The organism is Gilliamella apicola (genome assembly GCF_003202655.1).
Classification (GTDB): Bacteria; Pseudomonadota; Gammaproteobacteria; order Enterobacterales; family Orbaceae; genus Gilliamella; species Gilliamella apicola_R.
Window position 1 is genome coordinate 141,734 of the sequence record NZ_QGLR01000018.1, and the last position, 25,709, is coordinate 167,442.

Annotated in this window: 24 protein-coding genes; 17 read left to right on the top strand and 7 right to left on the bottom strand. The window is 34.2% G+C overall.

All coding sequences use genetic code 11. The features are described 5' to 3' along the window. Nucleotides 1-405 precede the first annotated feature (405 nt). On the top strand, nucleotides 406-1,410 hold the full coding sequence (locus DKK70_RS15695) for a LacI family DNA-binding transcriptional regulator (RefSeq protein WP_110434819.1): 1,005 nt from the start codon (nucleotides 406-408) through the stop codon (nucleotides 1,408-1,410). Between the two features lie 288 nt (nucleotides 1,411-1,698). Here DKK70_RS15695 and scrK read toward each other — a convergent pair whose 3' ends face one another. After that, complete coding sequence (scrK, locus tag DKK70_RS15700) at nucleotides 1,699-2,568, bottom strand: fructokinase ScrK (protein WP_110434820.1); 870 nt, start codon at nucleotides 2,566-2,568, stop codon at nucleotides 1,699-1,701. 366 nt (nucleotides 2,569-2,934) lie between these two features. Then, entirely contained in the window at nucleotides 2,935-3,699 is a 765-nt protein-coding gene (locus DKK70_RS15705) for a DeoR/GlpR family DNA-binding transcription regulator (protein WP_110434821.1), read from the bottom strand. A gap of 215 nt (nucleotides 3,700-3,914) precedes the next feature. Here DKK70_RS15705 and DKK70_RS15710 point away from each other — a divergent pair, with 215 nt between their 5' ends. The 16 genes from DKK70_RS15710 to DKK70_RS15785 all read left to right on the top strand — a co-directional run bounded on the left by DKK70_RS15710 (nucleotide 3,915) and on the right by DKK70_RS15785 (nucleotide 18,743). After that, on the top strand, nucleotides 3,915-4,787 hold the full coding sequence (locus DKK70_RS15710) for a ketose-bisphosphate aldolase (protein ID WP_110434822.1): 873 nt from the start codon (nucleotides 3,915-3,917) through the stop codon (nucleotides 4,785-4,787). A gap of 126 nt (nucleotides 4,788-4,913) precedes the next feature. Next, the gene (locus DKK70_RS15715; protein ID WP_034884675.1) at nucleotides 4,914-5,369 is read left to right on the top strand and encodes a PTS sugar transporter subunit IIA; all 456 of its coding nucleotides are present in this window, start codon (nucleotides 4,914-4,916) and stop codon (nucleotides 5,367-5,369) included. A 46-nt stretch (nucleotides 5,370-5,415) separates the two neighbouring features. Next, nucleotides 5,416-5,739, top strand: a complete 324-nt coding sequence (locus DKK70_RS15720) for a PTS fructose transporter subunit IIB (protein WP_110434823.1) — start codon at nucleotides 5,416-5,418, stop codon at nucleotides 5,737-5,739. Between the two features lie 8 nt (nucleotides 5,740-5,747). After that, on the top strand, nucleotides 5,748-6,842 hold the full coding sequence (locus tag DKK70_RS15725) for a PTS fructose transporter subunit IIC (RefSeq protein WP_110434824.1): 1,095 nt from the start codon (nucleotides 5,748-5,750) through the stop codon (nucleotides 6,840-6,842). 91 nt (nucleotides 6,843-6,933) lie between these two features. Then, complete coding sequence (locus tag DKK70_RS15730; protein WP_181416035.1) at nucleotides 6,934-7,476, top strand: D-lyxose/D-mannose family sugar isomerase; 543 nt, start codon at nucleotides 6,934-6,936, stop codon at nucleotides 7,474-7,476. Between the two features lie 908 nt (nucleotides 7,477-8,384). Further along, nucleotides 8,385-9,200 carry a helix-turn-helix domain-containing protein gene (locus DKK70_RS15735; RefSeq protein ID WP_110434825.1) on the top strand — a complete coding sequence of 272 codons (816 nt, stop codon included), beginning with the start codon at nucleotides 8,385-8,387 and terminating at the stop codon, nucleotides 9,198-9,200. A 264-nt stretch (nucleotides 9,201-9,464) separates the two neighbouring features. Beyond that, a complete protein-coding gene (locus tag DKK70_RS15740; RefSeq protein ID WP_110434826.1) occupies nucleotides 9,465-9,938 on the top strand; it encodes a PTS sugar transporter subunit IIA in 474 nt (157 codons plus the stop codon). 14 nt (nucleotides 9,939-9,952) lie between these two features. After that, nucleotides 9,953-10,774 carry a rhamnulose-1-phosphate aldolase gene (rhaD, locus tag DKK70_RS15745; RefSeq protein ID WP_110434827.1) on the top strand — a complete coding sequence of 274 codons (822 nt, stop codon included), beginning with the start codon at nucleotides 9,953-9,955 and terminating at the stop codon, nucleotides 10,772-10,774. Between the two features lie 28 nt (nucleotides 10,775-10,802). Next, nucleotides 10,803-11,102: a PTS sugar transporter subunit IIB gene (locus DKK70_RS15750; protein ID WP_110434828.1), complete on the top strand. Its 300-nt coding sequence runs from the start codon at nucleotides 10,803-10,805 to the stop codon at nucleotides 11,100-11,102. A gap of 98 nt (nucleotides 11,103-11,200) precedes the next feature. Beyond that, nucleotides 11,201-12,604: a PTS galactitol transporter subunit IIC gene (locus DKK70_RS15755; RefSeq protein ID WP_110434829.1), complete on the top strand. Its 1,404-nt coding sequence runs from the start codon at nucleotides 11,201-11,203 to the stop codon at nucleotides 12,602-12,604. A gap of 15 nt (nucleotides 12,605-12,619) precedes the next feature. Further along, the gene (locus DKK70_RS15760; protein WP_110434830.1) at nucleotides 12,620-13,675 is read left to right on the top strand and encodes a 2-hydroxyacid dehydrogenase; all 1,056 of its coding nucleotides are present in this window, start codon (nucleotides 12,620-12,622) and stop codon (nucleotides 13,673-13,675) included. A gap of 310 nt (nucleotides 13,676-13,985) precedes the next feature. Next, nucleotides 13,986-14,240: a transposase domain-containing protein gene (locus DKK70_RS15765; RefSeq protein WP_146210890.1), complete on the top strand. Its 255-nt coding sequence runs from the start codon at nucleotides 13,986-13,988 to the stop codon at nucleotides 14,238-14,240. Between the two features lie 582 nt (nucleotides 14,241-14,822). Beyond that, complete coding sequence (locus DKK70_RS15770; RefSeq protein ID WP_110434832.1) at nucleotides 14,823-15,860, top strand: sulfate ABC transporter substrate-binding protein; 1,038 nt, start codon at nucleotides 14,823-14,825, stop codon at nucleotides 15,858-15,860. A 91-nt stretch (nucleotides 15,861-15,951) separates the two neighbouring features. Continuing rightward, complete coding sequence (cysT, locus tag DKK70_RS15775) at nucleotides 15,952-16,785, top strand: sulfate ABC transporter permease subunit CysT (RefSeq protein WP_110434833.1); 834 nt, start codon at nucleotides 15,952-15,954, stop codon at nucleotides 16,783-16,785. 14 nt (nucleotides 16,786-16,799) lie between these two features. Then, complete coding sequence (cysW, locus tag DKK70_RS15780) at nucleotides 16,800-17,654, top strand: sulfate ABC transporter permease subunit CysW (protein WP_110434834.1); 855 nt, start codon at nucleotides 16,800-16,802, stop codon at nucleotides 17,652-17,654. 9 nt (nucleotides 17,655-17,663) lie between these two features. Continuing rightward, nucleotides 17,664-18,743, top strand: a complete 1,080-nt coding sequence (locus tag DKK70_RS15785; protein ID WP_110434835.1) for a sulfate/molybdate ABC transporter ATP-binding protein — start codon at nucleotides 17,664-17,666, stop codon at nucleotides 18,741-18,743. 24 nt (nucleotides 18,744-18,767) lie between these two features. On the opposite strand, the gene DKK70_RS15790 is transcribed toward DKK70_RS15785, so the two are convergent. The 5 genes from DKK70_RS15790 to sat all read right to left on the bottom strand — a co-directional run bounded on the left by DKK70_RS15790 (nucleotide 18,768) and on the right by sat (nucleotide 25,684). Beyond that, complete coding sequence (locus DKK70_RS15790; RefSeq protein WP_110434836.1) at nucleotides 18,768-19,721, bottom strand: LysR substrate-binding domain-containing protein; 954 nt, start codon at nucleotides 19,719-19,721, stop codon at nucleotides 18,768-18,770. A 364-nt stretch (nucleotides 19,722-20,085) separates the two neighbouring features. After that, nucleotides 20,086-21,852, bottom strand: a complete 1,767-nt coding sequence (gene cysI / locus DKK70_RS15795; RefSeq protein ID WP_110434837.1) for an assimilatory sulfite reductase (NADPH) hemoprotein subunit — start codon at nucleotides 21,850-21,852, stop codon at nucleotides 20,086-20,088. Between the two features lie 47 nt (nucleotides 21,853-21,899). Next, nucleotides 21,900-23,699, bottom strand: a complete 1,800-nt coding sequence (locus DKK70_RS15800) for an assimilatory sulfite reductase (NADPH) flavoprotein subunit (protein ID WP_110434838.1) — start codon at nucleotides 23,697-23,699, stop codon at nucleotides 21,900-21,902. Between the two features lie 139 nt (nucleotides 23,700-23,838). Continuing rightward, nucleotides 23,839-24,474 (bottom strand): phosphoadenosine phosphosulfate reductase domain-containing protein, encoded by a 636-nt coding sequence (locus DKK70_RS15805; RefSeq protein WP_025316705.1) that lies wholly within the window; start codon nucleotides 24,472-24,474, stop codon nucleotides 23,839-23,841. A 49-nt stretch (nucleotides 24,475-24,523) separates the two neighbouring features. Continuing rightward, nucleotides 24,524-25,684: a sulfate adenylyltransferase gene (gene sat / locus DKK70_RS15810; protein WP_110434839.1), complete on the bottom strand. Its 1,161-nt coding sequence runs from the start codon at nucleotides 25,682-25,684 to the stop codon at nucleotides 24,524-24,526. Nucleotides 25,685-25,709: the final 25 nt, after the last annotated feature.

Consider the following 25,709-nt stretch of genomic DNA (forward strand, 5'->3'; position numbering starts at 1 on the left):
GTTTTTATTCTATTTTCATTTTTACTACTAATCGAAAACCACCTCCATAAGAGGTGGTCATCACTTAGATGAGTTTCTATCCATTTTAACTAATATAAATGACCAATCGAAATTGTAATTAACAGCAGCCAAAACCTTGGCAAGACAATTTCTGGCAAAAAGATTTTTCATTGAATAATTACAGATCAACAAATAATCAGAAGATGCAAATAAACAAAGCCAAAGACGAAATTAAAGTTTTTTAATAACATTATGCTACCAATCCAATAAATTATATCTTAATTTATTCTAAAGTTTACTCTATATAAATAACCTTAAATATTTATTACTGATCTAAGGAAAGGTTTTTATTTCGTTGTGAAATTTTTATAATACTCTCTTAATATATAAATTATAGGATCTAAAATGGCTAAAACAGTAGAGCAAATCTCTTCTGCATTAAATCTGTCAATAACAACAGTGAGATTAGTATTAAATGGACAAGCAGAACGTTATCGTATCAGTCAGAAAACCCAGAAAAAGATCCAAGATTATGTCAATAAGTATGGTTACACCATTAACCATATTGCACGTAGTTTAAAATTAAATAAAACAGAAACATTAGGCCTAATTGTGCCTAATTTATCAAACCCTTTTTTCTCATCCTTGGCTGAGTCGATGGAATTATCTTGTCGAAGTAAAGGTTATCGATTGATGATCTGTTGTACTCATAATGATCCTGAACATGAAAAAAAATTACTTGCTTCACTAGAAGAGAGAAATGTTGATGGTATTTTTGTTGTCCCGGTTACTGAAGAAACACAAATGTATCATATCAAAACATCTAATAAACCCATCGTTTTCTTAGATCGTGATTTTGCTCAAAATGACTCTTCATGGGTTGTGTCTGATAACTTTGAGAGTGGTTATGCCTTAACATCATCAATGTTTAAACTCATCCAAAAACCCATTGTTTTTTTTGCGGGAGCGCCGATTTTACCCCCAGTAAAAGAACGTATAGCAGGTTTTATCTCTGCCATGGTTGAGAACGGCATTGACAAAAAAGATTGTGAAGTCTTTTATTCACAAACTGATTTAGTTAATGACGGCGAGCTTTTAATGAAAGAGTACATTGAAACACATAACGACATACCGCAAAATTTTATCGCTTCATCACTACCTATTTTAGAAGGAATTATTAGTTTTCTACGTCAGCATTTGGGATATATTCCGGATAGTCTAAATATTGGTGCTTTTGATGAACATATTATGCTCAATTTCTTAGCTAACAATATCTGGTCAATGAAGCAAAACGATAAAGATATTGCCGAAAATGCTATCGCCATTATGAATAATAAAATATTAGGAGAAAAAAGTTCTGACCAGATCAAGATTAAAACAGAAATTATAAGCCGCCTTAAAAAGAAGTAGAGTAGAACTTTTTAGGTTTTATTGCTTATAATTTAATTGGGCTATTTTTTCAAACCAGCTAAAAATTTTGTGATATAACTCCCAAAACAAGGCAATATTGGTAAGATTTTTTCCATATATGACCTCTAATTGGCATTTGAATGGATATTAAATAAAAGCTATATGATGATCCATTTGCGATTAGCCTATCTATAATTTAAAAAACAGGGTTAGTTCGGTTTTAAATTCAGAGGTTCCTATATCAATTTCGGTAGATATAACAACCTCATCATATACAATGACAATAAATTAATTTTTAATTAATAAGTTTTTGGCGAGTAAAAAGTTACCTATTGTTGCACTGCCATTATTTTCAACTGATGGGGTTTTTATATATTTATCAATATCTTCAATGGTAACATAATTATTTAACAATTTTTTAAAATGCATTTTTATTCGATCTAACATGTGATGTTGGCTCATCACTCCGCCACCAACAATGACTAACTCAGGTCTAATCACTAAGGTCGTATTCAAAATAGCTTGAGCAATATAGTATGCTTGAATATCCCAAACCGTTGAATTGATCTCTAGTTCTTGACCTTTTTTACCAGTTCTCGCTTCAATACTCGGTCCTGACGCTAGTCCTTCTAAACAATCACCATGTAATGGACAAACACCGTTAAAATTGACATCTAGTGGATGTTTTTTTATCAATTGATGTCCCATTTCTGGATGACCAATGCCACCAATAAATACACCATTTTGAATGGCACTGCCACCAATTCCGGTACCAATTGTATAATAAACTAAGTTATTACATCCATTTAGATGCATTTCACCATAAGCGCTTGAGTTAACATCTGTGGTAAAAAAGATCGGTATATTGAGTGCTTTCTGTATTGGTAAAACAATATTTACATTAGTCCAACCCTGTTTTGGGGTATTTAATATACATCCATACTGCTCACTAGAAATATCAAGATCTACTGGCCCAAAACTACCTATCGCTAAAGCATCAACGCGATTTTTTTCAAAAAACACAATGACCTTTTTTATTGTTTCTTCATAAGTTGTGGTTGGTATAGCCTCGCTAATAATGATTTCATTGTTTTCATTACCAACAGCACAAATAAATTTGGTGCCTCCCGCCTCAACACTACCATATCGCTTCATTATTTATCTCCATTAAATATTATTCATTACATTCAATTAGGACTAGCAGCTAACTAAATTAAAATGTAAATTTTTCATCCTAGTCATCATTAAAATACCTTACACTATTTTTGTTTATTATATATTAGCTACCTCAAAATATAGCCACGAGGTAAGGCTCTCTAATGGTTCTTAAATCAATCACCTTGTTACTTATTCATTGGTCAACCTAAATCAGGTTAAATACCGAGAACATATTTATTTTTAGCAAATTGATTCGACTAAAATGGATCTCATTACGCCAACAATTTTTTTAATATCACCTACATAACAGAGCAGATCTTTAGCCCTCATATTGTTAAACCAAACCATCTTAAGCTCTCATTATCTTCAAGCTGTTAGAACTTTTACATACTTCTTATATTGGTCAATAACCATTTTATCGACAGCTTGAGTTGTTATTAAATAATCGACCTCTTTTAATTGAGCAAAGCTAGATTTTGAATCAATATTAAATTTACTTGAATCAATTAACGCAATAGATTGTTGGCATTTTGCTAAAAACCTTTTTTTGTCGACAACTTCATTGTAATTATAATCAGAAAAACCGTTTTTCAGTGAGACCCCTGAGGCTGAAAAAAAATATTTATCAATATTAAAAGCGTTTATAACGCTATCATCAAAAGAGTTTTGTATGGTATTTGATTTGGGTTTCAACACGCCACCTATAATAATAACGGTCAAATTTGGATTTTCTTTTAACTTAATTGCGATATTGATACCGGTAGTAATAATCGTAACTTTGATATTAATATTTATTAATTTATTGGCGATTTCATTACTCGTTGAACTAGAATCAATAAGAATTGTATCTTTGTGTTTAATTAAAGATATCGCTAAATTAGCAATGCTCTGTTTTTCCTTCAAATTGAGTGCTTTTCTTTCTTCATAAGGTGTTTGATGTATAAATTTATTCGATAACACAATCCCGCCATGTGTTCGCTCTATATCAGGAAAATTTGCACAAATTATATCAATATCACTACGTATAGTCGGCATTGATACGTCTAATAAAGCGGCTAACTCTTTAACAGTAATCGATTTATTTTCAATTACTGTTTTCAAAATAATCTGTTGTCTCTCTTCAGCAAACATAATTAGTCACCTTAAATTTTGATTTATCTAAATAATACACAAAAAACAAAATAAAATAAAACAAAAAAAACCAATAAATATGAGAAAAGAAAATAGCCATAAAAAGAAAACAAAAAAAACAATTGACATCGATAAGGAAGAATAAAATAATAAAAGAAAGAAAAGAAAAATAAAAAAAAGAAAAATGTTAATAATAGCAATTTAAGGAGTAGCTTATGTTAATCACTGGTAAACAAATGCTAGATATAGCAAGAAAAAATAAATTTTCTGTACCGGCTTTTAATGCGGGTAGTGGGCAATTACTTACCTCAGTCATGGAAACGGCTGAACGTCTTAACGCACCATTTATAATGGCCATTCATCCTGATGAACTTGCTTTCTTAAAAGATAGTTTTATCAGTCAAGTTATTTATGAAGCTAATCACAGTAAAATCCCTATTTGTATTCACTTAGATCATGGCGCCAACATGCAACAAGTCGCCCATGCCATTCAATTGGGTTTCACCTCAGTAATGATAGACAGTTCACATCAACCATTTGAGGAAAATATTAGGATTACTAAAGAAGTCGTAAAATTAGCACATAGTGTTGGCGTGTCAGTGGAAGCAGAGTTAGGCACCATTGGCGACACAGGTTCTAGCGTTGAAGGGGGAGCCAGTGAAATTATCTACACCGATCCCCTAAAAGCCAAAGAATTTGTTGAAGAAACCCAAATTGATTCTCTTGCGGTTGCTATTGGTACATCACACGGTATTTATCCTAAACATTTAGTTCCTAAATTACGTTTAGATATTCTGAAAGAAATTTATAAGCTGGTCGCAATCCCATTAGTACTTCATGGCGGTTCGAGTAATGCTGATGATGAACTTGCCGCTTCGCTTGATTTAGGCATTGCCAAAATAAACATTTCTAGTGATATAAAAATCTGTTTTGCTAACAAATTACGCGAGATGTTAAATGGCGGTAATAACGAGATTAGAGAGCCTAATGTTTTATTCCCACCTTGCATGCGAGAGACACAAAGAGTCGCGGAGCAAAAAATTAAATTATTTAAAGCTGATAATAAAGCATCTTTATATTATCGATAAATTTTAAGGCTAGATAAGAACAAATAGCTAACAGCTTGTTCATATTAATAAATGTAAGTTAAACGCCGGTTAATTGTCGACCGGCAACCAACAATGGATTATTACATTTAATAAGAGGAAGAGTTTATGTCATTAAATAAAATTTTAGATGAACAAGTCATTACCACCAATATTAATGCAAAAGATAAAAATGAAGCATTACTGATTTTATCAGAAAAACTACTTAGTGCTGGCTATATTAATGATATTAGTTCATTTCTGGAAGATATCTATTATAGAGAATCATTGGGAGCAACAGGTATAGGTAATTATATTGCTATTCCTCATGGTCAAAGCGATAGCGTACTACGAAATGGTATTGCTATTGGGAAATTCAACCAAGAAATTCAATGGGAAACTCTTGATGGTAAAGGAGTTAAATTAATATTTTTATTCTCAGTCAGCGCTAATCATGATGGTGCTAATGAACATCTGATGTTGTTGGCACAATTAGCCGGTAAGCTTGGTAATGATGATGTTATTGATAGATTGTTAAAAGCAAATGATAGTCAGGAAATTAAACAAATTTTCACTAGTTGCTGATAGCAAATTTATCAGCAAGTAATTGTAATTAAAAAGGACAAAGGCTATGAATATTATTGGAATCGCTGCCTGTACTGCAGGAATTGCACATACTTATATTGCAAAAGAAAAATTAATCACTGCGGCCAAAAATGCTGGGCATAACATACATATTGAAACCCAAGGTACGATAGGCGTACAAGATGAAATTCCAGATGAATTAATCAAAAGTGCTGATATTGTTATATTAGCTATTGATGTAAAAGTATCTGGTAGAGAACGATTTGCCGACAAAAAAATCATTGAGGTCCCCACGGAAATCGCCATAAAGTCCCCCAATAAATTAATTAAGAAAATCGAAGAAGCTATTTCTCAACAATCTTACAGGTGAGGTTGCACATGAAGATGTTCAAATTAATAGCGTTAAAGCGCCATGCTCTAACGGCTATATCATATTTAATACCAATTGTTGTCAGTGCCGGTTTTTGTCTCGCTATAGGTAGTCTATTTGGTGGACAAGTCATGAATAGTTTCCATGATGATTTCCGATTAGTTGATGCGCTTTCGACTATGGGGGTATTAGTTCTTGGAATGCTACCTGTAGTGATATCTACCGGTATTTCTTATTCTATCGCCGATAAACCAGGCATTGCTCCCGGTTTTTTGACCGGATTAATTGCGATTAATATCGGCGCAGGCTTTATCGGTGGTTTTATCGGTGGCTATATTGCCGGTTATATTGCTTTACTTCTCAGAGAGAAAATTAAAGTACCACATTGGGCTGAAGGGCTAAGACCAGTTTTGATTATTCCATTATTATCGGCGTTTGCCATGGGCCTTATAATGTATTACGTTGTCGGCACCCCGATTGCTGCATTCACTGAATTACTGATGAACTACTTAAAAAATCTTAATACCAGTGAAAAAATTGTATATGGATTAATTATAGGTGTTCTTTCCGGAATTGATTATGGTGGTCCAATCAATAAAACCGTGGTCATGTTTTTACTTTCATTAGGTCCAAATGGCTATGAACCAATGGCAGTTATGATTTTAGCCTCAATGGTAACGCCTTTTGGAATGACAATCGCTTACTTTATGCAAAAAATATTTTCTAAAAATATTTATACCCACAATGAAGTTGAAACATTAAAAGCCGCATTTCCTATGGGAGTGTGCCAAATCACTGAAGGTTGCTATCCGATTATCTTTAATGACTTACTCAGATGTTTAATAGCAACCGGGGTCGGTGGCGCTGTTGGCGGTGCAATTAGTATGGCGTGTGGAAGTGCTACACCGGCACCAGCAGGTGGACTATTTGCCATGGTGACAATGGCGAATCCTATCCAATGGTTTATTGCCTTAATGGCTGGCTCACTGGCTACCGCAATTATATTATTTGTGCTGAAAAAGCGAGTTAATCTCGATGATAACAATCAACTCACTATTGATGACGAGAAAGATATTGATTTAGATGCAATAAAAATCAGCTAACTTTATAAAAATTAGATGGTTATGCAAGTCATTATCGATTAAACCATAGCCATCTATATATAGACTTAGTTTTAGTTATATGAGGTGTATTATGTTAGTAAGTGAAGATTATAAGAATAATGTCAAAGAGTTATATAAAAAAGCTCAACTTATTTTGACCGAACAAGAGTTAAATAATATTGAGTTTGCTGATTTTGGTTTAAATAATATTGACAATGAAGGATTAAATTTAATTATTTATATTAATACTGACCGATATTGTGCCAAAGAAATGGTATTACTACCTAATCAAACCTGCCCTGAACATCGACATCCTGACATCAACAACAGCAGAGGAAAACAAGAAACATTTCGTTGTCGATGGGGTAAAGTATATTTATATGTTGAAGGTGAAAATAAGGCCAATATATCTTGTACTTTACCACTTGGTGGTAATCAACAATACTATACTGCCTGCCAAGAGATTGTGTTAGTTCCCGGTGAGCAATATACCATCGACCCAAATATTAAACATTGGTTTAAAGCCGGGCCTGACGGTGCGGTAGTAAGCGAATTCTCATCAACCAGTTATGATGAATTTGATATTTTTACTAACCCAAATATCAATAGAGTTTGCCAAGACCGAATCAGATAAGTGAAATTTTCTAGCCCTAATCATCGTCTATTTTCAGTTTTATAAAGCAACAGAAAATAGTCATAATAATGGGGTTATTTATCATAGTAACCGTTGAAAATAAGATTAATAGCCCCCCAATAAATATCAGTTAACCAATAGATTAATAACATTATTTACTACCTTAATCTGATTATTTATAACTACAGTAAACTATCGATTTACAGATAAAAAGAAGCTACTTCATAATCCAATAAAATGAGATGTTCGGATCTCGATACTTTTGCAAACAACCAAATCAACGGATAACTATTTCTTCAATGTTATCGAGGTTAAATAACCCAATGATAATCGCTTCCCCCCACATTTATATAAATTAGATCAGCAACAATCACAATTGCTTTTACACCGACGGTAAAATAAGGTGTCTAGGCATATTCTTAAACTCATTGAGTCCGTATTTTACCTTGTTGGTAGTGGCTACTACCTATTGTTTACAATCATTAATATTCGAGAGATGGATAACACACTACTCCACAACTGATTCATTGAAAACCAAAGATAATCGACGTTCTGCGGTGGCTTTTAAGACGATGAAAACTAAATCTGTCAAAAATGAGAAATTCACTAATATCAATGAACTACGATAAGGTTTTTCTGCTTATGCATATAGGTACAACAACAATCGGCGACATTCATCATCAGGTTATTTGACACCGATGGTATTTAATAGACTGTTACCCCTTAATTTTGTTATATGAAAAAGTGTCGACATTTTATATGTGATCAATGTTCGAAAATAACCAACAATAACGTTAATAAATTTTACTTATTTTCATCTGAATGATTATACTTAAAATTGATAAATGATAATCTCAAAAATTACTTATCAATAAATTAAGTAATTTTTGTGACGAAAGGAAACTAGAATGGACTCTCAAAATTTTAAAGATTATTTTATCTCAGAACACCAAAATATTATCATCACCTCCCGTATTCCGAAGAATTACTCGCCAAAGCCTAATTTTAATTATAATAAAATAACCTTCATTATTGATGGCATTGGGTTACATGTTATTAATGGTAAGTCTTATCCTATTTATCCTAGAATGTTATTTTTTACCCAATCAACTGATTTACATATTTATGAAACTACACAAAATTTAAATGCGATAAGTATATTTTATCAACCATCAGATAAATTTTGGTTAATTAAAGGTTTTGAGGCCCTCATACCAAAGCAATTTGCTTCATTTCATATTCACCGTTTTTTAGATTTAGAAAGCGCTTCCAAAATTCAAGATTTACTAAAAAAATTAATTGATAGTCAAAATAAGACATATATAGAACAAGAAAGTCTATTTTTACGGCTGTTAATTTTACTAAGATACTGTAGTTATTTTTATAATAAGGACAATAATAACGAACGGCGTATTTTACAGTTAATTCGTTGGTTACATTGGAATTTTGAACAAGATATTGATTGGAATAATTTAGCAGATCAATTTTCTGTTTCAATTAGAACGGTGCATAGATATTTCAATAGAGACATAAATTTATCTCCACAACGTTATTTGGTCAAATTACGTTTATTTAATGCTTTTTATCAACTTAAATATACGAATAAAAGTATCTCCTTAATTGCACAAAATAATGGTTTTGATGATCAATCATATTTTACCACTTGTTTTAAAAAAGAATTTAATTTCACCCCAAGAGAAACTCAACTTGGTATTGCCAGATAAACAAAATTTAAGCCAACTTTGATTCAAAAAAGATTCCTTCCAAAAAGTATTTGGCCATTGAGCTAAAGATAGATGAAAAAACTTTTTTAAATTATATGTGAAGTTTATCACATCGATTTTTGTTAGATTGCCACGTTTTTTATCTTCATGTCCATAGGCTCATGGTAATAATAATTTAACCCGTTAATATCTAATTTAACGGTTATTTTTAACTTAAATACCTAGTTAAAAATTGCAATTACTTTAAATAAAAACGGTTATTTTATGGAAAATCTCATATCTTTTGAATCTTTTTTATCACCAGCATTTATTCAGTTAAGTGATTCTTATCTTAATCAAAGAGAGTTATTTAGCAATATAAGTTCAATTATGTTAAAGCATGGTTATGTTGAAAAAAGTTACTTAAATAATGTAATTGAAAGAGAAAAAATATATCCAACCGGGCTAGCTACTCCTTTATTAAATATAGCAATTCCTCATACCGATCCCATTCATATAAAAAAGCCTTTCATTTTTATTACCAAAATGGAAAAACCATTATCTTTTGGTGCCATGGGAACGGAGGACGAGAAAATTGATGTTAACTGGATATTTTCTCTTGGTGTAACTCATGCCGAAACACAACTCACTATTTTACAACAACTAATTTCGTTATTTAGTAATGAAAATAAAGTAAAAACTTTAATTTCTCTAAATAATGAAAAAGATATTTATGATTTTTTTATTAATTTTAAATAACAGGGTAAACAACGATGATTATATACAATATTGAAAATGCGCCATTCATTCAAGAGATGTGTGATATTACAGATAAACTTTGGGCAAAAGGTTGGGCGGAAAGAAATGGAGGAAATATTAGCTATCTACTTAAAGAAGAAGAAGTAGCGCCTTATCTTAATGTTAATGATATTAAATCTGAAACGGAAATGCCTATTCCTCTTCCTGAATTAAAAAATAAAATATTTTTAGTCTCAGGTTCTGGCAAATATTTCCGTAATGTAATTAAAAATCCGGCTGACAACTTAGTTATTATTCGAATATCTAGTGATGGTAAAAAATATCAAAAACTTTGGGGATTAGTTAATGGTGGAAACCCTACAAGTGAATTAGCATCACATTTAAAGTGCCATGCTGTCCGTTTATCTCAAGATCCTGAACATCGAGTTATATTTCATACTCATGCGACATCAACGATTGCCATGACATTCATTCATGATTTAGATGAGAAATCATTCACAAAAACTCTGTGGCAACAGATAACTGAGTGCGCCATAGTCTTCCCTGATGGAGTAGGAATTGTTCCTTGGATGCCGGCAGGAACGATTGATCTCGGTTTAGAATCAGCCAAAAAAATGGAATATTGCCGAATCGTAATTTGGGCTCACCATGGAATCATGGGTGCAGGATCAAATATAGATGATGCTTTTGGATTAGTTGAAACCGTTGATAAAGCCGCGGAAATATATTTAAAAGCAGCATCGGTAACAACCGGAATAAAACAATCGATAACCACCGAAGAATTAAAAGATCTCGCCAAAGTATTTAATTTGACATTAAGAGACGGGATTTTATAGACAATCTAAGAGGCATGTGAGGTATGTTATGAAAAATATTAATGTTATTTCTGTTTGTGGTTCTGGGACAGTAACAAGTTCTATGGTCGCTGAAAAAGTAAGAGATATTTTAGAGGTTAATGGCTATAAAGCCAAAACAGTCGAAGTTAATCCCGGTGGCGTTGACGGACAACTAAGTACTGGGAAATGGGATGTAATCGTACACACCAGCCCATTAAAAGCCAAATATGATATTCCGACGATCAATGCTGTTGGTTTACTAACAGGAATGGATGAAGAAGGATTTATAGAAGAATTATTACGTAAAGTAGAAGAATTGAAAATTTAACTAGCTAGATAAGCCTTTTCAATTGGTTGGAAAGGTTTTTCTGTTACTTAATTAACATTTTTCCGCTTTATGGCGTTACTTAAGAAAGGAATCAACTAATGCTAGAGTTACTTTCAAATATTATGAGCTCATTTGGAGCTGCAATTGTTGTCCCATTCATTATCTATATAATTGCTTTGATAATGAAAGTTAAACCTCAAAAAGCATTTCAAGCTGGTCTTAATGCTGGCATTGGTTTAACTGGTTTTGGCATGTTAATAGGTGCATATACTCCTATTGTTACTCCCGTTATAAATAGAATGGTTGAAACATCTGGAATATCTTTGCGAATTTTAGACACTGGGTGGCAGGCAACGAGTGTTGTAGCCTACTCAACTGAAGTAGGAATGATTTTTTTAGGATTAGGTTTAGTCTTTCAAGTACTACTATTTGTTAGTCGTTTTACAAACATTTTTATGCCTTCTGATATGTGGAACAATTTTTCATTTATGCTTTGGGGATCAATGCTTTATATAGCGACAAATAATTTAATATTATCTCTTGGATTAATGATTTTATCTAATCTTTATTCTCTTGTTTGTTCTGAAGTTGTAGCCAAAAGATGGTCAAATTATTATGGTTATCCTGGCTGCACCATGACCGCTCCACACCACATATGTTCAGTACCGCTAGCCATTGTTGTAGATTGGATTTTAAATAAACTAGGGGCGAATAAAGTAAAATGGAATCCACAAACACTACAAGAAAAACTAGGATTTATGGGTGAACCTATTTCATTAGGATTAATCTTAGGTTGTTTAATCGGTTTTGCTGGCAATTATTCCCGTTTAAATGAACTTGAAGCGTGGGGCGAAATTACAAAAGTCGGTGTGGCAACAGCAACAGTGATGTGTGTTTTTCCTAAAATAGCCGGTGTTTTTGCCTCTGCATTCACAACCATCACCGATGCATCAAGAAAGACGGCAAAAAATAGTGCCAAAAATCGCGTGTGGTATTTAGCTATCAATGATGCTGCTGGTTATGGAGAGTCAGCAACATTATTAACTGGCATGTTACTTATCCCAATTGTTTTTATTTTGGCAATCATTTTGCCAGGCAATGAAACATTACCTATGGTCGATCTTATCGCCATTCCATATATGATTGAATTAATCATCGCTATTTCTGGCGGCAACATATTTAAGTCATTGATTACAGGAACCATCTGGTGTGTAGGAGGGTTATATGTAATTACAGCCGTAGCGCCTATTTTTACCAATGTTGCACAAGATATAGGCTTTATATTACCTGCTGGAGCAATGTTAATTTGTAGTTTTGCAGTAATGACTAATCACATAATGGGTGGACTTTTCTTAATCTTTTTAACACAAAACCCGTTATACATAGCTTTGAGCGTTATTGTTTATATTGTTTTCTATCTGTTTGTGCGCTTTAAAAGAGATGCAATTCATGATTATTTAGAAAGACAAGCGTTAGGCGATAATTATGTTAAAGAACAATAAGTTAAGGATAGAAAAATGAAATTAATTGTAATAGGCGATACTTTAGTAAGTAGTAAAACACTAATTGATGCAGCTAAAGATATTAATTTTCCTGAAAAAACAGGTGACCTTGAAATTAAAACCTTTGAATGGTTTTCTGATCTGAAAAAAGAACAATTTCAAGAAAAAATATTAGAAATAGAAAAAAATGGCCCAGAAAAAGTAGCTATTCCTGATGGCATTATTGAGGAAATGAAGGATGCTGATTATGTACTTGTTCATATAGCCCCAATTTCCAAAAAAATGCTAGAAGTAGCGACTAAATTAAAGTTAATTGGTACTTGTCGAGGTGGTCTAGAGCATATTGCACTTGATACCATGAAAGAAAAAAATATCAAATTAATACATGTAATTCGTAACGCTGAACCGGTTGCTGATTTTACATTAGGTTTGATGTTTACCGAGACGCGCAATATAGCACGCGCACATTATGAAATAAAAAAAGGCAATTGGCGTAAAAGTTTTTCTAATGATGAATATAAAACGGTATTAGCCAATCACACTGTTGGGTTAATTGGTCTTGGTTATATAGGTAAGCTCGTTGCTAAACGACTAAATGCCCTAGGCGTTAAAGTTATCGCCTATGATCCATTTATTGATAAATCAAAAATAACCGCAGAAGGATTAGTTATCGATTTTCTAGATTTTGATGAAGTCATAAAACAATCTGATATTCTTTCTCTTCATATGCGATTAACACCTGAAACCGAAAATATGATAAATAAAGATGTCATAAATAATATGAAACCTAATAGCTATATTATTAATACAGCTAGAGCAGGGGTTTTAAATAAAAATGACTTAATTGATGCATTAAAAAATAAAAGAATAGCTGGTGCCGCGCTTGATGTGAGCTGGGTTGAACCTATTGAAGAAAATGATCCTTTATTGGATTTAGATAACATCACTTTAACCACCCATATTGCTGGAGATACGGTTGATGCTATTCCTAGAGCGCCTTATTTACTCAAAAATGTTTTAAATGATTATTTTAAAACTGGCTTTAGTGACATGTTAATCAAATTCAAATAGAGGTGAATATGACTTACCGTATAATACTAAATGAAACCTTTTACTCTTATACGGGGTCAATTAATAATATTGTTGATGAAGTTAAACACGTGACTTTAAAAATAATGTCGATCAGTTAACATCAAAATGATCGATTGCTATATCCTTACATTATTAAAAATCCATAATGAAATAAAAACATTATGGATTTTATTATATAACTACTCAGTCAGCCTCTCGAAACGACACAACAATTTACTTACAGATAATTTATGGATTCTGCTAACTTAGCTGTTCATAAATTAATTGTTTTTGGGTCGATAGTGATTTTGTGACCATTTACAAATGTCGATTATCAATGGAAATGATGGCTTATGCTAAGGAAGAAATAATTTTAAATCGACAAAAATTAATGGATCAAATCACATCACGCCTTAATATCTTTTCCTCAAAACCTTCTTTTATTGCACTGAGTATGGTTGTGCAACTTCGTCAACAGTTAGGCTATGGTGTGGTTAAATTAATCTTCACGCAACAAAACCACTTTGGTTCGAAAAATTACCATTATCTCATTGGAATGTTTTAATATTATTCATTATAGTTGTCAGACTATTTTGCGATTTAGATGGTAATAATACTTTCTCAGCAAAAACAAAATATGGTGGTATTAAGCCTGATCTTAAGCGATATAGATCACATTTTAATATAATTTTTTAAGATAAAATTGATAGCTATGATTTTGTATATTAAAAAAACATATAAATAAAACTATTAAAATAACTGAGGATAAAAGAGGTTATGCCATCGTTGTGGGGGATTATATTTTAATGGGCTTTCTGTATTAAAACTACCATTCGCACTTAAAATGTAAATAAAACAAACATAACTAATTTTTAGCTGTCAGTAAATTCTATCCGTGGTTTCTTTTATTAAGATAAATTATTGATGTAATACAAAGATAAAACCACTCATCCATAAAATCCATATACTCAGCACATAATTATTAACATTTATATAATACTGAATAAAATTAACTCTAAATTTAAATCCTCTCCTTAGTATATCTATTTTTGTTATAACTTAATGCAAAATAATCGTTTTCGCATCTTTCGATAATTTGGTCTAATCTTGGTATTCGTATCAAAAAAAGCTAATGTCCTTTAATAATATGAGGTATCAAGTGAAAAAATCACCTATCGTTCGCAAACAATATTGGTTAAGTATTAGCTTAATTTTATTTGCAATATGTACTTTTATGGGGCAAGCCTATAGTGTTGAATTGCTTAATGTCTCTTATGATCCAACTCGTGAGTTTTATAAAATCTATAATCAGACCTTTATTAAGTATTGGCAACAGCAGACAGGTGAAACGCTGACTATAAAAAATTCGCACGGAGGCTCTGGTAAGCAAGCGCGTTCAGTGATTGATGGTTTACAAGCGGATGTTGTGACGCTTGCTTTAGCAAGTGATATTGATGCGTTAAATCGTTATCAGACTAATATATCACCTGAATGGCAAAGTAGATTACCAAATAATAGTGCGCCCTATAATTCAACGATTGTATTTCTAGTCCGTAAAGGTAATCCAAAACAGATTCATGATTGGAGTGATTTAATTAAAGATGATATTGAAGTAATAACACCCAATCCCAAAACATCAGGCGGGGCGCGTTGGAATTTTTTAGCTGCTTGGGCTTATGCTCGAAGTACTTACGGTAATGATGAACAAGCACGAACATTTGTAACCAAATTATATCAACATGTACCTGTATTAGACACTGGCGCTAGAGGGGCAACCATTAGTTTTGTGCAACGAGGTTTAGGTGATGTATTGATTGCTTGGGAAAATGAAGCTTATTTAGCGTTAAAAGAGCAAGGTGGCGATCAGTTAGAAATCGTCATGCCGTCATTATCGATTTTAGCTGAGCCAACCGTCGCCTTAGTGGATAAAGTAGTAGACAGCAAAGGCACACGTAAGCAAGCGCAAGCCTATTTAGAGTACTTATATAGTGAACCAGCACAACATATTATTGCTCAGCATTTTTATCGACCAGTAAATCCTGAAATCCTTAAACAATATGCTAAGCAGTTTCCTGAAATTAAATTAGTCACCGTTAATGATTTCTTTGGTGGTTGGCAGAAAGTACAAAAAGCCTTTTTTAGTGATGGTGCAATCTTTGATGCAATTTATGCTGAGATAAACTAAACATTGCTTATTATGGTTATGTGTTGCTATCACTTAACCCTACTTTATAAAGATACAAATTCTAAAGGTATGAGTTCTAAAGGTATAAGTTATGAAAGTGGCAAGCTTTAAACAACAACGGAATATACCCGGATTTAACTTAACGTTAGGTTATACTTTAACTTTTCTTAGTTTGATTGTTCTCATTCCACTATTAGGCTTGTTTGTTTATTCAACTAAATTATCTTTTCATGAATGGGAAAAATTATTAATCAGTAAACAATTTTTATTAGCGCTAATGCTTTCATTAAGTACCGCATTGATAAGTGCGGGTTTAAACAGTTTTATTGGTTTATTGTTAGCTTGGGTGCTGGTGCGTTATCGTTTTCCAGGACGCAAAATAATGGATATCTGTATCGATATCCCATTTGCTTTGCCAACTGCAGTAGCGGGTATTGCTTTAACCGCAATTTATGCTCAAAACGGTCCTATTGGCTATTGGTTTAGTTTTAAGATCGCTTATACGCCAATTGGTATTACCTTAGCACTCTTATTTGTCACGCTGCCGTTTGTTGTCCGCACTTTACAACCTGTAATGGCTGACTTGCCACGCGAACAGGAAGAGGCAGCCAGTCTGCTTGGCGCATCACCGAGGCAAATTTTTATGCATATTATTTTACCCGCTATTTTACCTGCTTGGTTAACTGGATTTACGCTCGCTTTTGCTCGGGCTATTGGTGAGTATGGTTCAGTCGTTTTTATTGCTGGAAATATTCCATTTAAAACAGAAATCTTGCCATTATTAATTGTCTCAAAGCTTGATCAATATGCTTATGATGCTGCTGCAGCCATAGGTATAACCATGTTATTGATCGCTTTTATACTATTATTTTTAATGAACACATTACAGCGAAGACTTAACCGTAATATTAATAAAAATAACTGATTATAGGTAAATTTATGCCGAAACTGCCAACAAATCCAGCCGATAAAAAACAAGCATTAACTAGTGTACAGTTATTATTAATACTATTAGCGATATTATTGTTTTTAATTTTGTTATTTTTACCGCTCTTGGTAGTATTGGCACAGGGGATTGCCAATGGAATAACGGCTTTTTGGCAGGTGATCACAGAATCAGATACCTTAGCGGCTTTTAAATTGACACTTATTGCTGTTGGTGTGGCGGTGCCTTTAAATGTCATATTCGGTGTATGTGCTGCTTGGGTTATCACTAAATATCAATTTAAAGGTAAACAGATATTAATGACCTTAATTGATTTACCGTTCTCTATTTCACCCATTGTTGCGGGTTTAATCTATGTATTGCTATTTGGTGCACAAAGTGCATTTTATCCCTTTTTACAGGCATGGAATATCCAAATAATCTATGCCATTCCCGGTATTATCTTAGCAACCATTTTTGTTTCTGTTCCTTTTGTTGCAAGGGAATTGATTCCAATAATGATGGCTCAAGGAACCCATGAAGAAGAGGCCGCCAGTGTTCTTGGCGCAAATGGTTGGCAAATTTTTTTCTATATCACATTACCAAATATCAAATGGGCATTGATGCATGGTGTTGTTCTTTGCACTGCTCGCTCACTCGGTGAGTTTGGCGCGGTATCCGTTGTTTCTGGACATATTCGTGGTTACACCAATACGTTACCCTTACATGTAGAGATTTTATACAATGAGTACAATATTGTTGCCGCATTTAGTGTTGCGATTTTGCTATTAATTATGTCGCTTACATTACTATTGATTCGTCAATGGATTGAACGACGATTAGTTAATGAACTTTATATAGGTAACTAAGAGGTAGCTATGGGTATTTCACTACAGAATATTAATAAAAGTTTTAAAAACTTCGATGCCTTAAAAAATATTAACTTTAGTATAAAACAAGGTGAATTAGTTGCGCTCTTAGGCCCTTCAGGGTGTGGCAAAACTACATTACTACGTATTATAGCGGGTTTAGAAACAGCCAGCTCAGGTAAAATATATTTTGCCGATACTGATGTAACACAGCTGAGCGCTAAACAGCGAGATATTGGATTTGTGTTTCAAAATTATGCACTTTTTCGCCATATGAATGTAGCAGAAAATGTGGCATTTGGATTAAAAATGAAACCAAGAGCAATACGACTGAGCAAAACCGAGATTAATGAGCGGGTTAATCAGTTACTTGGATTAGTTCAGCTGGAAAATTTTGCTAAACGTTATCCTGACCAACTATCTGGAGGACAACGACAGCGAGTTGCTTTAGCACGAGCTTTGGCATCAAAACCTAATGTTTTGTTGCTTGATGAGCCTTTTAGCGCGTTAGATGCTAAAGTTCGTAAAGATTTAAGACGCTGGTTGCGTGATTTTCATCATGAACTGAATGTTACTAGTATCTTTGTTACGCATGATCAAGAAGAGGCGCTAGAAGTTGCCGATAAAATAATTTTAATGAACCAAGGGCAAATAGAGCAAATAGGCACGCCAGCAGAAGTTTATAAACAACCAAAAACAGCATTTGTTGCGCACTTTTTAGGGGACGTCAATCTATTACATGGTTACATTGAAAATAATACCTTAATTATTGGTGATTTCCGAAAAGATATGAAAGAGCAAGGTAACTGGGCTGATCAGTCTGCTATCGCTTATGTTCGACCTCATGAAATCAGTATTGCTAAAACGGCCAGAAAGAATGATATCCAAGGGCAAGTAGTACGCATCCACACCGCTGGACCAACGGTTTTTTTAGAAATTGCGGTAGAAGGACAACCAAAGCATATTGATGTCTCGGTAAGTTATCGTCAATATGAACAACAGCAAGTTGAATTGGGCGATAATATCTATTGGCAACCGATACTTGTAAATATCTTTGTTCAAGATGAGCTGTTTGAGTTTATGATTTAATATGTATCGTTTTATTAATATAAATTAAATCTGATAATCAGGCATTTTGGAATGAGTCTGATCAAATAGAGCATGATTTTTAATATCTTCCAATGAAAGCTCTTGATTACATAATTGAATAAAACGCCAAATATAATTACGTTGTAATTTATGACGTTTTAAGCCAAGCCAAGTAACATGTGACTCAAACAGATGTTTTGCATCTAGTTGAACCAAGTTTATATCATATTCGGGGTTATACATTTTATTGCCTAAAATACCAATTCCTAAACCTAATTCAACGTAAGTTTTAATCACATCAGGTTCTTGGACGTTCAATGATATATTGGGTGCTAATCCTATCGCTGAAAATGCTTTATCGATGCTTTTGCGAGGAAAGATCCCTTGTCGATAAGTAATTATGGGTAAGGGTTGCAACATATCTAATGTTACTTTGTCGGCTTTGGTTAAAGGATGATCTTTCGGTGTCACAATCGAGTAATGCCAACGATAAAAAGGGTAGGTAGCAAGAGAGCTATTATCAACTCTTTCATTATCAATACCTATATCAGCCTCGCCAGAAAGAAGCTGGGCAATAATCTCACTTGATGAGCCTTGATTGATAATAATATGGACTTTCGGAAAAAGTACTCTAAATGATTTTATAATGTTAGGGAGAATATAACGAGCCTGTGAGTGGGTTGTTGCTATTACTAAAGAACCTTCATCTTTATTTGAAAAAATGGTCGATAAACGGTGTATATTATTAATTTCATTTAAAATACGTTCTGCAATCACGACCAATTCTAATCCTGGTTCAGTCATGTTAATTAGGCGTTTTCCTTGGCGGATAAAAAGATCAATATTGAGTTCTTCTTCTAACTCTTTAATATGTCGACTTACTCCAGATTGGGAGGTGTATAAAGTATTTGCTACTTCGGTTAAATTATAATTACAACGCGCTGCTTCTCGAATAATTCTTAATTGTTGTATGTTCATGATAGCGATCTTCCAAGAAAAAATTACTTTATTCCCATCGATATAATTGTATTGCATTAATCTAAAATAATTTGCTGTATATAATTAATAACATGTACTAAAAAGTGAATTATTTAAAAAAACGGATCGCCACCCAGCATAAACACTGTTATCAAACTGGTTATAGGCAGGTTATCTAATTTATAAATTATGTTTATTGTTAATTTTATTAATAAAATTAGATAGTTTAATAACTCACTTAAGTATAAAAGAACATATAAAAAAGACAAATATGATTAAGTAATAACCATATGCCTTATTGCTATATATGTTTTTTATCAGCAAATAAGCACGTCATAAGGTTCTACAAACCTGTATATGATCTTTAATTAACGACCTGATAAAAATCAATCGCTGAGTTTACTACTGGTTTGACAATTTCATGACGGATAACAAAATCGCCAAAACCTTCGTCTTTATTGCGATGAATTGACCAAGCTTCAATTAATGGTTCAAGTGCTAATAAAATTTCATCAACACTTACGTTTTCTTTATATAAACGTGGAATTCGTGTACCTTCTCGATTACCACCAAGATATAAATTATAACGACCGGGCGCCTTACCAACCATGCCTACTTCGGCCAACATCGCTCTTGCACATCCATTAGGACAACCTGTCACTCGTAAAATAATATAATCTTCAGATAAGTGATGCTGAGTTAACATCTGTTCAATTTGAGTGACAAACGTTGGTAAAAATCGTTCGGCTTCGGCCATAGCAAGAGGACAAGTTGGGTAAGAAACACATGCCATGGAATACTTACGCTGTAATGTGACCGTATCGTCAAGCAGCCCATACTCTCTGGCAATTTTTTCAATAGCTTCTTTTTGTTGTTCCGGAACATTAGCAATAATTAGATTTTGATTAGCGGTAATACGCAAATCACCTTGATGAATTTTAGCGATCTCAGCAACACCCGTTTTTAATGGTTTGTTTGGATAATCAAGTAATCGTCCATTTTCAATAAACAGCGTTAAATGCCAGTTATCATCAATACCTTTATACCAACCAAATTGATCACCTCTTTGCGTGAATTTATAAGGTTTACTGGTCAAAAAAGCACTACCTGCGCGTAGCTCTACCTCTTTTTTAAAGTTTTCCACACCGACACGTTCAAGTGTATATTTGGTTTTGGCATTTTTGCGATTATGACGGTTGCCCCAATCTCGCTGTGTGGTAACAACGGCTTCTGCAAAAGTCAGCACTTTTTCTACTGGGATAAAACCAAAATCATCCGCTTTACGAGGATAGGTTGTTTTATCTCCATGAGTCATTGCCAAACCACCGCCAACTAACACATTAAAACCTATCAATTCACCTTTTTCGGCGATAGCGACAAAACTAAGATCATTGGCATGAACATCAACATCATTAATAGGTGGGATAACCACCGTAGTTTTAAATTTACGCGGTAAATAAGTTGAACTTAAAATGGGTTCGCTATCGGGTGTGGGTAGTTTTTCACCATCTAACCAGATTTCAATATAAGCATGGGTTTTTGGTAAAAGATGTTCTGAAATTTTGCTTGCCCAGTAGTAAGCTTGTTGATGAACTTTTGATTCTACTGGATTTGAAGTACATAAGACATTACGATTAACATCGCCAGCGGTGGCAATCGAATCAAGTCCTATATTGTGTAATAGTTGATGAGCTGATTTAAGATTGCGTTTAAACAGACCATGAAACTGAAATGTTTGTCGAGTAGTCAGCCGAATACTGCCATACTTTGTTGCCTCGGTGGCAAATTTATCAATCGTTAACCACTGTTTGGGAGTGATAATCCCTCCCGGTAGGCGGCAACGTAGCATCATGTTGATTAGTGGCTCAAGTTTTTGTTCTAGGCGTTCTTTACGAATATCTCTGTCATCTTGTTGATACATGCCATGTAAGCGGATGAGCTGAGAATTATCACTATTAAAGCCACCTGTTAAACCATTATTCAAATCGTCAACGATGGTGCCACGTAAATAATTACTTTCTCGTTTAAATCGTTCAGAATCCGATAATGGTAGATCTGAGACATCATTTTGCGGTGGTGTTAAATTTACCACTTGAGTTAGGGTAACTGTTTTAGGTTTATCATTGCTCATATTACATCACTCAATAAATTAAAATTAGTTGTTATGTCGGTTATGTGTTAATAAACATCTCGTTGATAGCGTTTTTGACTTCTTAATTCATCCAGATAGTTGATGGCTTGCTCTTGATTGTATTGAGCTTGAGTCATCAGAATTTGTTGTAGTGCTAAATCAACTGCTTTTGCCATGCGCTTCGCATCCCCACAAACATAGATATAAGCACCTTGTTGCAACCATTGCCAAATCTCACTGCCTTGAGCAATTAATTTATCTTGTACGTATATTTTCTCGGCTTGATCGCGTGACCACGCAAGATCGATATTCGTTAACAGACCTTCTTTAACATAATTTTGCCACTCCACTTGATACAGAAAATCAGAAATAAAATGCGGATTGCCAAAAAATAACCAATTTTTACCCGTAGCGCATTGAGCACTACGTTGTTGTAAAAAAGCTCTAAATGGTGCAATGCCAGTGCCAGCAGCAATCATGATGATTGGCGTATTAGTATCATTAGGTAATCTAAAGTTATCATTATGTTCAACAAAAATTTTTACTTGATCTTGGTCGGCAATTTGATTGGCTAAAAAGTTTGATGCACCGCCAGTACGCGTTTTACCTTCGATCTGATAACGCACCACATTTACGGTAAGATGAACTTCGTCTCCAACTTCATCTTGCGCTGATGCAATGGAGTAAAAACGAGGTGTTAGAGGTCGAAGCAATGCAACTAATGTTTGTGCGGTAAGATTGCCACGATAACGATTAAGCATATCAACAAGTGGTAATGTTTGACTCATTTCAATCAAAGCTTCTCTGTCTTTGATTAAGTTAAGCAGTTCAGGATTTTGAATTGCTTGGGCGTATTTCTCAATAATGACAGGTGTATTTTGAGTCAATTCAACATGCTCAATCAGAGCCATTTTTAAGGTAATTTGTTGACCATTGTGTTCGATAGGCTCATTACCTGTAAGCTGGGTAATATTAAGAAGTTCATCGACAAGCTCATCGCTATTTTGATACCAGACTCCTAACGCATCGCCAGGTTGATAGTTAATATCAGAACCAGTAAGGTCAAATTCAATATGACGGATATCTCGATCCGAATCGCGAGAAGTAATTTTTTGATTCACATTAACGTGTGCAATAAAGGGATTATCGCGGTGATAAAGGCTACTGTTAACAACGACGCTACTTGAAGTATTATTTTCGGTTGATGATTTTGAAGCTGATTGTTGTAGACTGCTCAGTTTATCAATTACTGACTGTCGCCAATTGGTAGTTACAGTTTGAAAATCCGTATCAGCATCAACGCGTAATAACATACGCTGAGCATCTAATTCAGCTAATCGTTGATCAAAATCTTTAGCAGCTTGACAGAATTTTGGATAAGAAGAGTCACCTAAACCCATTACCGCAAATTGTAGATTTGCCAATTTAGGGGCTTTGCCAGCAAAAAGGTATCTATAGAGTGGTAATGCTTCTTCTGGTGGTTCGCCCTCACCTTGTGTTGAAGTAATTAAGATTAAAATTTCTTCCTGACTCAGTTTTTTGGCTTTGTATTCGCCAGCAGGCAGATGAGTCACTTCAATACCTAAACGCTCAATATCTTGAGTTAACTCATTTGCTACTCGACGAGCATTACCTGTTTGTGATGCTGATAAAATCGTCACTTTTTTCGCTTGCTCAGCTTGCGTTACGTCGGTGGCAGTTGCGATATACGGTAACGCTTGTTCATTTGAACTTCTTTCCGCAATTCCCCATAAATATCCAGACAACCAAGCGAGCTGTTTATCGCTGGACTTTTCAATAATTTTTTTTAATTCATCACAATTAAAAGGAAAATGTTGTGTGCTCATATGATTCCCTTATCTGCTAGCTTTGGAGCTATCGGTAAATTGCAAGTATCTAGCAATCTTTAAATGTTCTGTTAAATCCGAACAATATTGTTTTACTCAACACTTACCAGCAAACTCCAATGTGGATCTATCTCTAAAATCAGAAGGTTATTTTATGTAAGCCACACTCTCTACCTTGCGGTCCTTTCGTCGGATCGACATAATCCATCTCATTAGGTAAATTAAGTTTTTCAATGTAGTTCTGCATATCTTGACTTGTCCAGTCGAGGAGTGGGGCAATCTTAAATAAATTATCTCCCGCTTTTGTCACAATATTTAACTCCTGCCTTAAGGCTGATTGTTCACGACGTAACGCAGTAAACCACAATGTTGGTTTGAGTGTGGCTAAAGCACGATTAAACGGCTCAATTTTGACAATTTGGGTAAACTCGGTATGTTCTGGGGTATCTAATTCAGGTAATCCACCGTATCGCACATCTAAATAAGCTGTCGTTCGTTGTGGTACAAAAATATGTAGATTAAGATTGAGTTGCTTTGTAATTTTATTGGCAACACGATAGGTGGCATTTGTTGCATAACCATTATCAACCCAAACAACCTGAATATTTGGGTCAACTTGGGTAACAAGATGAAGTAACACCGCTTCATATGGTCCAAAATGGGTACTGATAATACTTTTGACAGGAATATCTTGCTGCTTCTTTAACGCCCACTCAATAATGGTTAATGGTGACTGATTTTGTAATTTCTGGTTAACTTTGGTTAAATCTAACATGGCTTTCCTCTTTATCAACTTATCGATGAGTAATTATCTATTTTGCATATTACTGGTTTGCCCATTGATATAATTCAGCAACAACTTCAGGTCGGCTAAATGTTTCAGGTATGGGCTCTTTTGTTTGTAAACGCCGTCTTACCTCAGTACCTGAAATAAGAACACGCTCACTACTGTCATGTGGGCAAGTTTTGCTTGATGCCATACCTGCACATTTATGGCAATAAAATGTCCAGTCAATTTTGATGGGTTTAATGAGTAAATCTTCATCCCGTAATTGAGTAAAAATCTCTTGTGCAGCAAACGGCGAATAATAATTACCGACACCAGCATGATCACGACCGACAATAAGATGACTACAGCCATAGTTTTGCCTAAAAAGAGCATGTAGTAACGCCTCTTTGGGTCCAGCGTAACGCATATCTAAAGGATACCCAGAATGAACAACGGAATCAGGCACAAAGTAGTTATAAATTAGGGTATTAATAGCTTTCAGACGAATATTTGCCGGTACATCACCTGCTTTCAAATTGCCAAATAGAGAGTGGATAAGTACCCCATCAAAAAGCTCTAATACTGTTTTGACTAAATATTCATGTGAACGATGCATAGGGTTACGCGTTTGAAAGGCGGCGATTTTATGCCAACCTAATTGATTAAAACGTTCTCTTGTCTCTTGTGGTGTTAATGCATATTGACCAAATTGCGTTTTAAAACCATTATCATGGAAAACACGCACTTTACCGCCTAAATTAACCGGTGGCTGAGCTATAAGCATCGCAACACCAGGATGATTTTGATCGGTTGTTGTAAACACCTGCATCGTTTCAAATTGCTTATCTGGTCGATAAATACTATCAACATTCAAAATACCAATTATCTGCCCATCAGGTGTTTTAAGCGCAATATCATCACCCAATTTTAAGCTATCAGCTTGAGCATCGGTCACAGATACTGTGATAGGAATTGGCCAAAAAACACCATTTGCTAAATGCATATTATCGCAAACACTGCGCCAATCTTCTTCCCGCATAAAACCATACAGTGGCGTAAAACCACCAATTCCTAACATCACTAAATCACCAGTCTCACGACTTGAGAGCGTAATTGCCGGTAGATTTTTTGCATAATGCTGTAATGCCAATCGATCATCGTCTTTAACAAGAAGTGGTTGTAACTGGTCGCTGGCGTGAGGAGGGATCAAAGCCATAATGTTTCCTTACCTATCTAGTTTT